General features: G+C 28.4%; 9 protein-coding genes. 6 read left to right on the plus strand and 3 right to left on the minus strand.

Going from position 1 to position 13,770, the window contains the following annotated elements; all coding sequences use genetic code 11:
* Nucleotides 1-37 precede the first annotated feature (37 nt).
* Complete coding sequence (locus tag KQI30_RS11895) at nucleotides 38-3,271, plus strand: ligand-binding sensor domain-containing protein (RefSeq protein WP_216463575.1); 3,234 nt, start codon at nucleotides 38-40, stop codon at nucleotides 3,269-3,271.
* Between the two features lie 61 nt (nucleotides 3,272-3,332).
* Here the strand turns inward: KQI30_RS11895 and KQI30_RS11900 are convergent, their stop codons facing one another.
* A complete protein-coding gene (locus KQI30_RS11900) occupies nucleotides 3,333-3,932 on the minus strand; it encodes a hypothetical protein (RefSeq protein ID WP_216463576.1) in 600 nt (199 codons plus the stop codon).
* A gap of 214 nt (nucleotides 3,933-4,146) precedes the next feature.
* Here KQI30_RS11900 and KQI30_RS11905 point away from each other — a divergent pair, with 214 nt between their 5' ends.
* Nucleotides 4,147-5,013 carry a tetratricopeptide repeat protein gene (locus KQI30_RS11905; RefSeq protein WP_216463577.1) on the plus strand — a complete coding sequence of 289 codons (867 nt, stop codon included), beginning with the start codon at nucleotides 4,147-4,149 and terminating at the stop codon, nucleotides 5,011-5,013.
* A 26-nt stretch (nucleotides 5,014-5,039) separates the two neighbouring features.
* Here the strand turns inward: KQI30_RS11905 and KQI30_RS11910 are convergent, their stop codons facing one another.
* Nucleotides 5,040-5,648, minus strand: coding sequence for a hypothetical protein (locus KQI30_RS11910; protein ID WP_216463578.1), 609 nt, complete (start codon nucleotides 5,646-5,648; stop codon nucleotides 5,040-5,042).
* A 296-nt stretch (nucleotides 5,649-5,944) separates the two neighbouring features.
* Between KQI30_RS11910 and KQI30_RS11915 the strand changes: the two genes are divergently transcribed.
* Both KQI30_RS11915 and KQI30_RS11920 read left to right on the plus strand, forming a co-directional pair.
* The gene (locus tag KQI30_RS11915) at nucleotides 5,945-8,116 is read left to right on the plus strand and encodes a DNA topoisomerase III (RefSeq protein ID WP_216463579.1); all 2,172 of its coding nucleotides are present in this window, start codon (nucleotides 5,945-5,947) and stop codon (nucleotides 8,114-8,116) included.
* Between the two features lie 283 nt (nucleotides 8,117-8,399).
* Nucleotides 8,400-9,590: a pyridoxal phosphate-dependent aminotransferase gene (locus KQI30_RS11920; protein WP_216463580.1), complete on the plus strand. Its 1,191-nt coding sequence runs from the start codon at nucleotides 8,400-8,402 to the stop codon at nucleotides 9,588-9,590.
* A gap of 63 nt (nucleotides 9,591-9,653) precedes the next feature.
* On the opposite strand, the gene KQI30_RS11925 is transcribed toward KQI30_RS11920, so the two are convergent.
* The gene (locus tag KQI30_RS11925) at nucleotides 9,654-10,529 is read right to left on the minus strand and encodes a fused DSP-PTPase phosphatase/NAD kinase-like protein (protein ID WP_216463581.1); all 876 of its coding nucleotides are present in this window, start codon (nucleotides 10,527-10,529) and stop codon (nucleotides 9,654-9,656) included.
* Between the two features lie 186 nt (nucleotides 10,530-10,715).
* Between KQI30_RS11925 and KQI30_RS11930 the strand changes: the two genes are divergently transcribed.
* Both KQI30_RS11930 and hisC read left to right on the plus strand, forming a co-directional pair.
* The gene (locus KQI30_RS11930) at nucleotides 10,716-12,440 is read left to right on the plus strand and encodes a ferredoxin hydrogenase (RefSeq protein ID WP_216463582.1); all 1,725 of its coding nucleotides are present in this window, start codon (nucleotides 10,716-10,718) and stop codon (nucleotides 12,438-12,440) included.
* 53 nt (nucleotides 12,441-12,493) lie between these two features.
* A complete protein-coding gene (gene hisC / locus KQI30_RS11935; RefSeq protein WP_216463583.1) occupies nucleotides 12,494-13,552 on the plus strand; it encodes a histidinol-phosphate transaminase in 1,059 nt (352 codons plus the stop codon).
* Nucleotides 13,553-13,770: the final 218 nt, after the last annotated feature.

Raw genomic sequence — 13,770 nt, forward strand, 5'->3', positions numbered from 1 at the left:
ATTATATTGTAGTAATGTATAGAAGATGGAGGAGACATTGAAAAGCTTATTAAAATATCTACGTGTATTATTGACTTTAATAATATTAATAAGTTTTGGCGAAGTAACATTTGCACAAGGAAAAGATATTAAATTTAAAAGAATAACTATAGAAGATGGATTATCACAAACAACAGTAAATGACATATATCAAGATAATCAAGGTTATATGTGGATTGCTACTGCAGATGGATTAAATAGATATGATGGAAAGAAGTTTAAGGTGTACAAATATAAAGACGGAAAAAACGTAACAATACCATCAGATTATATATGTAAGGTGGCAGAAGATAAAGATGAAAATCTTTGGGTAGCTACTAATAAAGGTTTAAGTAAAATTAGTAAGGATAGAAAAAAAATTCATAATTACGTATCAGATATAAGAGATGAGAATTCATTGTCTCATTATAATGTAAGACATGTTTTAGTTGATTCTAAAGATAGACTTTGGGTGGGAACAGAGCAAGGTTTAAATTTATATGATAGGAAAAAAAATAAATTTTATAGATTTTATGTAGAAGGACTTAGTGATGAGTATAATATAGAAAATTACATATTAACTATAGAAGAGGATAAAGATGGTGTTATATGGGTCGGAACTAAAAAAGGAGCATATTTTTTAGATGAAGAGAAGAAAGTATTGAAAAATTTTGAAGGTATTGGTACAGAAGAACATATAAATAATATATATACATTATCTAATGGAGATATATTATTTGCAATAAAAGACAATGGATTTAAAAAATATAATAAAAAAGAAGAGAGTGTAAAAGAATTTAAAAATAATGAAGGCAATAAAAATTTATTGCCTCATAATAGTGTAGAAACTATTTTAGAAGATTTCGATGGAAACTTATGGGTAGGAACTAAAGGTGGAATAGCAGTACAAAGAAAAGGAGAAAATAATTTTCAACATTATGTACATAAAGAATATGATCCAAAATCTTTATCTAACAACTATATATTGTCGTTATATCAGGATATATCAGGACTTATTTGGGTGGGAAGTTATGATGGTATAAATAATTTTAATCCTAGAGTAAATATAAAAAGTTACAAGAAAAGTGAATTTGAAGAAAATTCATTAAGTGATAGCAGTGTATATGGAATTTATGAAGATAATGATGGTTTAATTTGGGTAGGAACCAATAATGGTGGACTTAATGTTATCAATAAATATACTAATGAAATAAAACATTATTACCATGATGAGATAGAAAATTCAATTAGTGGAAATAGAATATGGCAAATTGTTGGAGATGGTGGTAATGAGATATGGATTTCTACTGGTATTGCATTAGATAAATTTGATAAGAATACAGGATTATTTACTAATTATAAATTTATTGATGAAAATACTTCATTAGCAGATAAATATGTTGAAACATTATTTATTGATAGTGATGGTGTATTATGGATTGGAACTAGAAATGGATTATGCTCTTTTGATAGAAAAGATCAATTTATAGATTATAGTGATTTGATGGAGAAGAATGGAATCAATGACAGATACATTTCTAGTATATATGAAGATTCAGATGGTGTATTATGGCTTGGATGTGGCTATGACGGAGGGTTAATAAGATTTGATAGAGATGATATGCTTATGAAATCTTATGTTAATAATAAAAATGATACAAGTAGTTTAAGTTATAATTCAATAAAGTCTATAGCAGAAGATGGTTGTGGTAATATATGGGTGGGGACTACTTATGGATTAAATAAATTTGATAAAGAAACGGAAAGATTTCAAAGGTTTGGCGAAGAAGAAGGTATAACTAATACATATATATATGGAATATTAATTGATAAGGAAAATAATCCATGGGTTAGTACTAATGGGGGTATATTTAAGTTAAATATGAAGAAAGGCATTACAGAAAGATTTGATGTTACTAATGGATTTGGAAGTAGTGAGTTTAATGTATATTCATATTATAAAAATAAAGAAGGAGTAATGTACTTCGGTGGAATTAAAGGAATAGATTACTTTAATCCAGAAGAAATAAATTCAAATCAATATGGTGGATTTAACTTAAAGATAGAGTCAGTTCTTGTAAATGGAGAAGAAGTTGATAATAAAAAATATGTTGATATAGAAGAGGGAAAAATAGAGTTATCTCATGATAAAAATAATATATCTCTAGAATTGTTTGTACCTGATTTTAGAAATTCATCTAAAATATCTTATTCATATAGAATAAAAAAGGTAGATGAAAAGTGGATATATAATGAAAATAATAATTATATAAATTATTCCAATTTATCTCCTGGAAAATATAGAGTTGAACTTATGGCAAAAGATGCATCTGGAAATAATAGTGATGAATTACTTATAAATATTGTCATTCACAATTCACTGTGGTTAAGTCCAGTAGCATATGTATTTTATGTATTAATAGCTATACTATTAATTTTCTTTGCAGTAAATCATGTAAGAATTTTAGAAAGCATGGTGGATCATAGGACACTTCAATTAAATAACAAGTTAATAGAAAATAAAAAATTATATAATAAGGTAATTGAACATGAGCAATATAAAAATAATTATTTTATAAATTTATCTCATGAGCTTAGAACACCGTTAAACGTTATATTATCTACAGAGAAATTAGTAACAGAGTTAAATAAAAATGAAGAACATATAGATAAATCTAAGCTAGATTACTATATGTCTGTATTGAATAGAAATTCTAAGAGACTATTGAGTTTAATTAATAATATTATAGATACTGCAAAGATAGATGCTGGATTTTATAAATTAAATATTACTGAAAATGATATAGTGTATTTAGTTGAGGAAGTAGTTTTATCTATGAAGGATTTTGCAGAAAATTCAGGGCTAGAGTTAATTATAGATCCTGAGATAGAGGAAAAAGTAATAGAATGTGACAGGGAAAATATAGAGAGATGTATAATTAATCTTATTGGTAATGCTATTAAGTTTACTGAAGAAGGTGGAAAAGTTGACGTAATTATAAATGACAATGATCAGTATGTTACTATAATTGTAAGGGATACTGGTATTGGTATAGAAGAAAAAAATTATGAAGCTATTTTTGATAGATTTTCCCAAGGGTATGGAAGTATAACGGAAGAGTATGGCGGCAGTGGTTTAGGATTAACAATTACAAAACAAATTATAAATTTACATAATGGTGATATACGAGTAAAAAGTAAAGTTGGTGTAGGAAGTGAATTTATTATAATATTACCAACTAAACAAATTTAAAAAGAAACTGGTGGATATTAAAGTAATATGTCACCAGTTTTTTATTATTTAAAAAAAGTTATTAGAAATCTTTTTTATATTTGCAATAAAGAATATATATTATAGATGCGATTATTGTACTAATTGATCCGCAAATCATATCTATCATAGTGTCATTAAGACTATGATTTTGAGAATTAAGGGATAGAAGTGCATCAGTGGTAAACTCATATATTTCCCATAACCCAGCCATAGATATACTAAAAAATATACCGAAAAGTATTAAAAGAGAAAAAAGATTTTTTGAATCTTCTCTGCATAACGTTAAGAAAATAGAGAGCCCTATGAAGAATAAGACAATACCAGAATAAAAGTGTACAAATTTATCCCAAGAAGGAAATATGCTATAGATAGAAACTATACGACCTAGAAACATGGATAAAAAAATAAATAATTGAGAGAAAAAATATAAAAGTAAAGAACCTTTAAACTTTGTGTACATAAATAAGAATTTTAAGAATAGAGTTACTACTATTGTTAATAAAGAAGATAGATACATAAAGGAATTTTTGTTTAAAATTCCTAATGCCAATGTGAAAATTAGTAATAATAAAAATAGTTTTTCAAAAATCAATTCAAAACGTAGTTTACCATTAAAACTTAATGCAAAAAACTTTTTCATAGTGTTCTCCTTAAAAAAATAATTTAAGACTAAATAACTTTCGATTAAGTAAATATTAATACATATATATTGATATTTATAGGGGTTAAGGTTATATTTATTAATAAGAATATATATAAAATAGTGATTTTGTATTAATTTGAAAATTACGTTGTTATTATTTGAAAGAAACAATAAGAGGAGAATAGGGATTTATTAAAAAAAGGAGAAGAGTATGGGGAATGGGAGAAAAAAATTAAAGAAAAGCACTAAAGTTATTATAGGAATAATTTCAGTATTGATAATTACTATGGTATTAGGAATATTGTTGTTATTTAATAGTATTAAGGTTAATGATAATGTTTTAAATTATCTAAATAAGTTTCAAGAGTATGTAGAAAGTGGAGAATATGATAAAGCAAGAGATATTTTGAAAAAGGCAGAAGATTTAAAATCTACTAAAAAAGGAAAAGAAAATTTAGAGCTAATGGATAAGATTGAGAAGTCAGAAAAGTTATTTGATGAAGCGACGAATTTGATGAAAAGAGAAAAATTTGACGAGGCTAAGGATAAGTTAAATAAAATCTTAGCTAATGAAGGAAAGATATATAAAGATGCACAGGAAAAAATAAAAGAGTGTGATGAAAAATTAGTAGAGATTAATTTTCAAAAAGCAAAGGATGCTTTTTATGATGGAGATTATGATAGTGCTTTAGAGAGTATATCCGATGTTCTTGATGTAAAACCAGATGATGAGGAAGCTAAAGAATTACAAGCTTCTATAATAGAAAATAGAGATGCAAAATTAGCGAGAGAAGAAAGTGAAAGAAAAAAACAAGAGGAAGAAGAGAAAAAAGAAAGAGAAGCTTTTACAGAAGAAGAGGCTGTAGAGTTTTTGAAAGGAAAGTTAGGATCAAACTCCAATTCATCTTTAGAAGTAGAAAGTTATGAAGAAATAGATGATAGAAGTGGATACCTTATAAAAGCTGAAGAAAAGAAATTTGGTTTTATAGCAACTTCAAAATGGTATTTTGTAGATAAACATAATAAGGAAGCTTTTGAATGGAATATGTCAGATGATACATTTGTAGAATTAAATTAATATAAGAAATAAACCTAGGTAATATTTTATCTAGGTTTATTTCTTCTGTATTTTCTATTCCTTGGAAGTTGACGATATTTAAAGCAATGTCTAGGCTCTGAGCGTCCCATAGAAGCTAGTTCAAGATTTATGGCATTAAGTTCAATATAAGCATTATTAAAATAATAGAAGTTAGGATCATTTTCAAGAATTGATATAACAAAAATAATATAAAATACTCTAGGTGTTATACTAATTTGATAATTGAAAAAAGGAGTTATTGCATCTAGACTTGATATTATAAATGTAACATAAGGCAATCCAGCTAAGCTATATTGTACATTTGAATAAAAGTATCCATGAATTATTTTATCGAGACTTTCATCTTCGTGAAGTTTGAGGTGAGGATTTAGCTGCGCTTCTGCTATATCTAAGTCATTTAATATTAAAGCAAGATAAAGATTTTTTAAGCTTATTTGCATTCTTAAGTAAAGTATGTTCGATCCAACTATGGCATTGTCATCATTTAATGGATTTATAGCAAGGAAGCAAAATAATCTATTTTGATTTAAAAAGACTATTTCATCATCATTGACAATGGTATCGTTGTTGGTGTTATCTTCAAATATAGGAGGAGTTAGTTTAATAAAAGCCATTAGTACCTCCAGAGAGATAATAGTGATTCATAATTATATTATGTAGGTGAGGGGAAGGATGTCACTATTGGAATCAGGGCACAGATGCGAGGCAAGGCACAAGTATGAGGACACAAGTCACAGGTATAGATCAGTGCACAATTGTCAGTTCACAGTGCACTGAAAATGTGAATTGATTATATATTACAAAGAAAAACGTTGTATAATTATAAGTAGTTTATTATTTATAAAAATAATTAGAATTAATTTATTATATGAAATATTAAATATTATAGTATTTAAGATAAGGAGATAAAATGAGTAAGACATTAGTATTAGCTGAAAAACCATCGGTTGGAAGAGATTTAGCAAGAGTTTTAAAATGCAATCAGAATAAGGGGTCATATATTGAAGGAAGTAAGTATGTTGTAACATGGGCAATGGGACATTTAGTAGGTCTTTTAGATCCAGAAGGTTATGATGATAAATATAAGCAATGGAAGATGGAAACATTACCAATGCTGCCTAAGTATATGAAGCTTACTGTTTTAAAGAAAACAGGTAAACAATATAATGAGGTAAAAAAACAACTTTTAAGAAAAGATGTATCAGATATAGTAATAGCAACAGACTCAGGAAGAGAAGGGGAGTTAGTAGCTCGTTGGATTTTAGAGAAGTCTGGAGTTAAGAAACCTTGTAAAAGATTATGGATTTCATCTCAAACTAATAAGGCAATTTTAGATGGGTTTAAAAATTTAAAAGATGCTAAGGAATATGATAATCTTTATAAGGCAGCTGTATGTAGAGCTGAAGCTGACTGGTTAGTAGGGCTTAACGTAACGAGAGCATTAACTTGTAAATATAATGCTCAACTTAGTGCAGGAAGAGTTCAGTCACCAACTCTTGCTATGATTGTAAATAGAGAAGAAGAAATAAGAAACTTTAAGCCTGTAGATTATTGGTGCTTAAATGCTAAGAGTAGAGGTTTTACTTTAAATTGGATTAATTCAAAAGGAAATACATCAATTTTCAAGGAAGAAGATGCCGATACTATAGTTAATAAGTGTAAGGGACAAAATGGTGAAGTTGTAGATGTTAAGAAGACTACTAAGAAAAAATTCTCCCCAGCTCTTTATGATTTAACAGAACTTCAAAGGGATGCTAATAAAATATGGGGATATTCAGCAAAGCAAACTTTGAGTATAATGCAAAGATTATATGAAAATCATAAGATTTTAACGTATCCAAGAACAGATTCAAGATATGTAACTACTGATATTGTGGCTACTATTCCTGAAAGACTTAAGTCAGTATCTTTTGGAGAATATAGAAAGGCAGCAGAACAGCTTTTAAGAACAGGGGTTAAGGCTAATAAGAACTATGTAGATAATACAAAGGTTTCAGATCACCATGCTATAATTCCAACGGAAGAAAAGGTGAATCTAGCCAACCTTAGCACTGAAGAAAGACATATTTATGATCTTGTAGTTAAGAGATTTTTAAGTGTATTATTACCTCCTTATGAATATGAGCAAACAAGTGTTACTGTTAATATTGCAGGAGAAACCTTTACTGCTAAGGGTAATATAACAAAGAGCAAGGGATGGAAGGCACTTTATGATAATTTCAATGATGATGAAGATTCTCAAGAGCTTCCAGAACTAAAAAGAGGCGATAAATTAACAATAGCTTCAGTTAATAAAGTGAAGAAACAAACAACACCACCGTCAAGATTTAACGAAGCAACATTATTATCAGCAATGGAAAATCCACAAAAATACGTAAATATGGGTAAAGATGCAGCTAAGACATTAAATGAAACCGGGGGTCTTGGAACAGTTGCCACAAGAGCTGATATTATAGAAAAGTTATTTAACTCTTTTGTTATTGAAAAGAAAGGTAAGGAAATTTACCCTACATCAAAGGGAAAACAACTTATAGATTTAGTGCCAGAAGATTTAAAATCACCATTATTAACAGCAAAGTGGGAAAGTCAACTTGATAATATAGCAAAAGGAAAAGCTAATGATAAGAAATTTATCGGTGATATGAAAAACTATGCAACAAAGCTTGTTGAAGATGTTAAAGGAGTAACAGCTAAGTTCCATCATGATAATGCAACAGGAACTAAGTGTCCTAACTGTGGCAAGTATCTATTAGAGGTTAAGGGCAAGAATGGAAGAATGCTTGTATGTCAGGATAGAGAGTGTGGTTATAGAGAAAATATAGCGAGATTTACCAATGCAAGATGTCCTGAATGTCATAAGAAGCTTGAACTTAGAGGCCAAGGCGAAGGTAAGATTTATGTTTGTGTAGGTAATAATTGCAACTTTAGAGAAAAGGCTTCTGCCTTTGAAAAGAGATTTGATAAGAAAGGCAAAGTTGATAAGAAAGAAGTAAATAGAATTATGAAGAAGTTGCAGAAGGAAGCAGAGCAACAAGCAGCGGAGGATAATCCATTTGCAGCGTTATTAAAAGATTTTAAATAAAACATGGCTTTTTTATTTATTTGCTAAATGTGGTAAAATGTCCCGTAAGGTGATTTACCTTAACTATAATATAATGATAAAATAGAATTTGAGATAGAGAAATATTAAATATATCATAAATTTTATATGGTAAGAAAAGGATATACATTCTAAATGAAGTTTATTTAGATAAATATAAATCATATTCATTAAGTTACTACATTCACAATTTAAGAAATTCCGCAGGAATTTCCTCCACAATTGCGAATTGTGAACTGTGAATTATAAATAAGGGGGCTATTATATGTTTTCAGAGGAAATACTTAAATTAGGAACAAAAAAATCCACAATTAGAGAGATATTTGAATATGGAAAAAAGAGAGCAGCTGTTGTTGGAAAGGAAAATATTTTTGATTTCAGTATAGGAAATCCTAATGTACCAGCACCAGAATGTGTAAAAGAAGCTATTTTAGATATAGTGAATAATGAAGATCCTACATTAATTCATGGTTATACAAGTGCTCAAGGTGATGATAAAGTAAGAGAATCTATTGCAAAATCTTTAAATGATAGATTTAATACAAGTTTTACAAAAGATAATTTATATATGACTGTAGGTGCTGCAGCATCTATAAGTATATGTCTTAAGGCATTAACTAATGTTGGTAATGAGTATATAACTTTTGCACCATATTTTCCTGAATATAAGTGTTTTGTAGAGGGAGCAGGAGGAAAATTAAATGTAGTACCTGCTGATATAAAAACTTTTCAAATTAATTTTGAGGAATTTGAAAAGTTAATTAATGAAAATACAAAAGCAGTAATAGTAAATTCACCTAATAATCCATCAGGTGTTGTGTATTCTGAAGATACAATAAATAAGCTATCAAAAATATTAGGAGAAAAGTCAAAAGAGTATAATCATCCTATTTATTTAATTGCAGATGAACCTTATAGAGAAATTGCTTATGATGGAGTCAATGTACCATATCTTACAAAGTATTATAATAATACTTTTGTATGCTATTCATATAGTAAGTCATTATCACTTCCAGGTGAAAGAATTGGTTACATAGTTGTTCCAAGTGAAATGGATGATTTCAATTTAGCTTATGCTGCAATATGTGGCGGTGGAAGAGTTTTAGGTTATGTAAATGCTCCAAGTTTGTTTCAAAAAGTTGTAGCAAAATGTGCTGATGCTACATCAGATATATCAATATATAAAACTAATAGAAATTTGCTATATGATGGATTAACTAAGTTAGGATTTAAATGTGTTAAGCCAGAAGGAGCTTTTTATTTATTTCCACAATCATTAGAATCAGATGCAAAAGAGTTTTGTAAAAAGGCAAGAGAAAAGTATGATTTATTATTAGTGCCGGGGGATGATTTTGGATGCCCAGGACACTTTAGACTTTCTTATTGTGTACAAACAGAACAAATAGAAAGAGCAATGCCGTTATTTGAAAAGTTAGCAAAAGATTATTTAGAATAAGTAAAATAAAAATGGCTTTCGCAATAGCAAATATAAGTTTATTGCGAGGCCATTATATCTAAATTATTGCCATGGGGATAAAAATAAGTCTTTAGAAGCTTTACAGTAGTTGTAAAAACTAGTAAAGAACTCTGTATGATTTTTATCATAGAAAATTCTAGAATCTTTTTCATCTAGTTTAGCTAGGGCTATTTGTCTATTAATAATAGCTTCCATAGGTATATCATTATAATTTTTCATCATATCATATAAAATCATAAATGTAGTAGTTCGTCCTATCCCTTCTTTGCAATGAAAATGAAGATGAGTATTTTTAGGTTGATTTTTTACAAATGTTATAAATTTATTTACTTCATCTTTATTTGGTAGCGTGGAGTCTGTAACAGCTATTCTAAGATATCCTATTGAATTTTTTGATATAACAAGAGATTCATTTTCTACAGATTTCACAATTATAGGATTCTTTTCATCGTTATAAAATGTTAAAAATTTATCTAATTCTATAGTATTTAAATCTTCTATTTCTTTTAATAGTACTTCTTCAGATGATAAACCTAAATTGGCGTTATTTTTCTCATTTTTAAAGCTTATTGACATTTCATTAACAAATCCATGAGATTCTTGTCTAAGGTCAATATCTATTATTGGTAAATTTGTATTAATGCTTTTTATAAGTAGTGGAAGGTTTGCTTTAGAAAATTGACTGCTGCCGGATATATTTAAGTTTTCCATGCCTTTTGTATTTATTGAATGTGACACATTTATATTATTTGTACTACGAAAATTTTTAGGAATTTCAGTGTAGTGTAATGTATCTAAGACAATATGTATATCAGAAGAAGGAGATTTTCCGTTAACTAATAAATTAGATAGTACCAAAGAAAATATTACACATATAATAAGTGCTTTTGTAAAGTTAAAATGTATTTTCTTAGTCATTATATCACCTCAAGTATATTATGTTTATTATTCCTTTTTATATGTAGAAAATGATTAAAGTAAAAAAGTGCTTATTCTTCAAGAAATTAATAAATAATTTAAAAAAGTGAAAATTGTGATATAATTAACAATATAACTTAATATTAATATTTAATGGGAATCTATATTGTTAAACGGGGGAAAAACATGAGTGTAATTACTATTAATGGAAAAGAAATTCAATTTAGTGGTGAACCAACAATATTAGAGGTTGCTACTAAAAACAACATTGATATTTCTACATTATGTTTTTTAGAGGAATGTAGTGATATTGGGACTTGTGGAGTATGCGTTGTAGAAGTAAAGGGAAGGGATCAATTATTTAAAGCGTGTGTTACAAAGGCAATAGATGGGATGATTGTCGAGACTAGAACACCAAAAGTCGAGGAAGAAATAAAAGCTAGACTTTCAGAGATATTAGATAAACATAGCTTCAAATGTGGTCCATGCAAAAGAAGAGAAAATTGTGAGTTACTAAAGCTTGTAATTAAACATAGGGCAAGGGCATCTAAACCTTTTATAGTTAAGGAACCACAGAAATATATCGATGATAGAAGTAAATCTATTGTTATAGATAGAAGTAAATGCGTTAAATGTGGAAGATGTGTAGAAACCTGTAAAAATAAAACAAGTACAAAAAATATAAGTTTTCAAACTAAAGATAATGAGTATGTTATAGGACCAGAAGGGTTTCAATGTTTCGATGATACAAAATGTTTATTATGTGGACAATGTGTTGTTGCATGTCCTGTAGATGCGTTATATGAAAAGTCACATTTAGAGAGAGTAAAAGAAGCTTTAGAAGATTCTAGAAAACATGTAATCGTAGCCATGGCACCATCTATAAGAACTTCTATGGGGGAAATGTTTAAGATGGGATATGGTGTAGACGTTACAGGAAAATTATATACGGCATTAAGACTTTTAGGTTTTGATAAAGTATTTGATATAAATTTTGGTGCAGATTTAACAGTAGTTGAAGAAGCAACGGAATTTGTAGATAGAATAAAAAATGATGGGAAGTTTCCGATGTTTACATCTTGTTGTTCTTCATGGGTAAGACTTGTAGAGAATTATTATCCAGAATTAATAGATAATCTTTCAACTACTAAGTCTCCACAACAAATTTTTGGAACAGTTAGTAAAACATATTATCCAAAAGTAGAAGGACTAGATCCTAATGATGTATTTACTGTTACTATAATGCCTTGTACTGCTAAGAAGTACGAAGCTGACAGAGAAGAAATGAAGAATTATGGAATAAGAAATATAGATGCAGTATTAACTACAAGAGAATTAGGAAAAATGATTAAGGATAGTAAAATTGATTTTAAGAGTTTGGAAGATAGTAAGGCAGATGAAGCTATGGGATTATATACTGGTGCCGGAGCTATATTTGGTGTTACAGGAGGAGTAATGGAAGCTACCCTTAGAACAGCGAAAGATTTATTAGAAGGTAAAAATTTAGAAGATATAGAATATAAAGATGTTAGAGGATTCAAAGGAATAAAGGAAGCCAAGATAGAGATGGCAGGAGAAGAATATAATGTAGCTGTAATAAATGGAGCAGCTAATCTATTTAAGTTTATTAATAGTGGTAAGATAAAAGAAAAGCAATATCATTTTATCGAAGTGATGGCATGTCCTGGAGGATGTATTGATGGTGGTGGACAACCATATGCAACATCAATGGATAGGTATAATTTTTCAATAAAAGATTTAAGGTCAGCAGTACTTTACAATCAAGATAAAGATTTACCAAAGAGAAAGGCTCATAAAAATGCAGCTGTTATAAAAATGTATGAAAATTATATGGGTGAACCAGGAAAAGGGTTAGCTCATGATATATTACATTTTAAATATAGTAAGTAATCGGTAATTAGTGGTATAATTTTATAAAATATATTTTTTTTGGGGGGCTAGTTATGAGTAAATATTGGAATGATACCGTTAAAAATCTACAGCCATATGTACCAGGGGAACAACCAAAAGATATGAAGTATATAAAGTTGAATACTAATGAAAGTCCATACCCACCATCACCAAAAGTGTTGGAGGCAATATCAAAAGGTAATAATGGAACATTAAAATTATATCCAGACCCTAATGTAGATGATCTTAGAAAAACAGTGGCTAAATATTATAATATCGATAAAGATGAAGTATTTGTGGGAAATGGATCAGATGAAGTATTAGCTTTTTCTTTTATGACGTTTTTTTCTAGCGAGAAAAAAGTATTATTTCCAGATATAACATACAGTTTTTATAAAGTTTATGCTAAATTACTAAACTTACAAACAGAGATAATTCCTCTTGATGAAGAGTTTAATATTCCTATAGAAAAGTTATGTAGAAATATTGGAGGGGTTGTATTAGCTAATCCAAATGCACCTACTAGTAAAGCAATATCTGTAGATGATATAAAAAAAATATTAGACTCTAATAAAGATAATGTGGTTATAGTAGATGAAGCGTATATTGATTTTGGGGGAACTTCAGTAGTAAGTTTGATAAAAGATTATGATAATTTATTAGTAGTGCAAACATTATCTAAGTCTAGAGCATTAGCGGGATTAAGAGTAGGATTTGCATTTGGTTCAAAAGAATTAATTGAAGGATTAAATAGGTTAAAGAATTCAATTAACTCATATACTATTGATAGAATAGCTATAGAAGGTGCAATAGCTGCTTTTGAAGATGAAACTTATTTTAAGGAACTGACTTCAAAGATAATAAAAACTAGAGAAGAGACAATAGAAAAGTTAAGGAATATTGGATTTAAAGTTATGGATTCTAAATCAAACTTTGTATTTGTAAGTCATGAAAAAGTTAATGCAGAGGAATTATTTAAGAGTCTTAGAAAAAATGGGATTTTAGTAAGATATTTTAACGAACCTAGAATTAATAATTTTTTAAGAATTACTATAGGAACCGATGAAGAAATGAAAACATTGATAGAAGTGCTTAAGAATATTTTAAATTAGAATAAAAATGTGCTGCTACACAAAAGAGTGTGGCAGTTTTTTTAGCAAAATAGAAGTGCAGGATACAGATACAAGGCACAAGTATATATCAGTGAACAGTCAATGTCGTCAACTTTAGAAAAAACAAGAGCTAGGAAATATATTCCGGTATATAATAGGATGATCCTTATGATAAAATATCTTTTTATCATAAGGAGATTTTTATATGAACAAAACGA

It is taken from the genome of Clostridium bornimense, from assembly GCF_018917145.1.
Lineage (GTDB): Bacteria > Bacillota > Clostridia > Clostridiales > Clostridiaceae > Clostridium_AN > Clostridium_AN bornimense_A.

Coding starts and splice junctions, on each gene's coding strand:
- KQI30_RS11900 (WP_216463576.1), bottom strand. CDS start 3,932: ATGAAAAAGTTTTTTGCATTAAGTTTTAATGGTAAACTACGTTTTGAA.
- KQI30_RS11905 (WP_216463577.1), top strand. CDS start 4,147: ATGGGGAATGGGAGAAAAAAATTAAAGAAAAGCACTAAAGTTATTATA.
- KQI30_RS11925 (WP_216463581.1), bottom strand. CDS start 10,529: ATGACTAAGAAAATACATTTTAACTTTACAAAAGCACTTATTATATGT.
- KQI30_RS11930 (WP_216463582.1), top strand. CDS start 10,716: ATGAGTGTAATTACTATTAATGGAAAAGAAATTCAATTTAGTGGTGAA.
- KQI30_RS11910 (WP_216463578.1), bottom strand. CDS start 5,648: ATGGCTTTTATTAAACTAACTCCTCCTATATTTGAAGATAACACCAAC.
- KQI30_RS11915 (WP_216463579.1), top strand. CDS start 5,945: ATGAGTAAGACATTAGTATTAGCTGAAAAACCATCGGTTGGAAGAGAT.
- KQI30_RS11920 (WP_216463580.1), top strand. CDS start 8,400: ATGTTTTCAGAGGAAATACTTAAATTAGGAACAAAAAAATCCACAATT.
- hisC (WP_216463583.1), top strand. CDS start 12,494: ATGAGTAAATATTGGAATGATACCGTTAAAAATCTACAGCCATATGTA.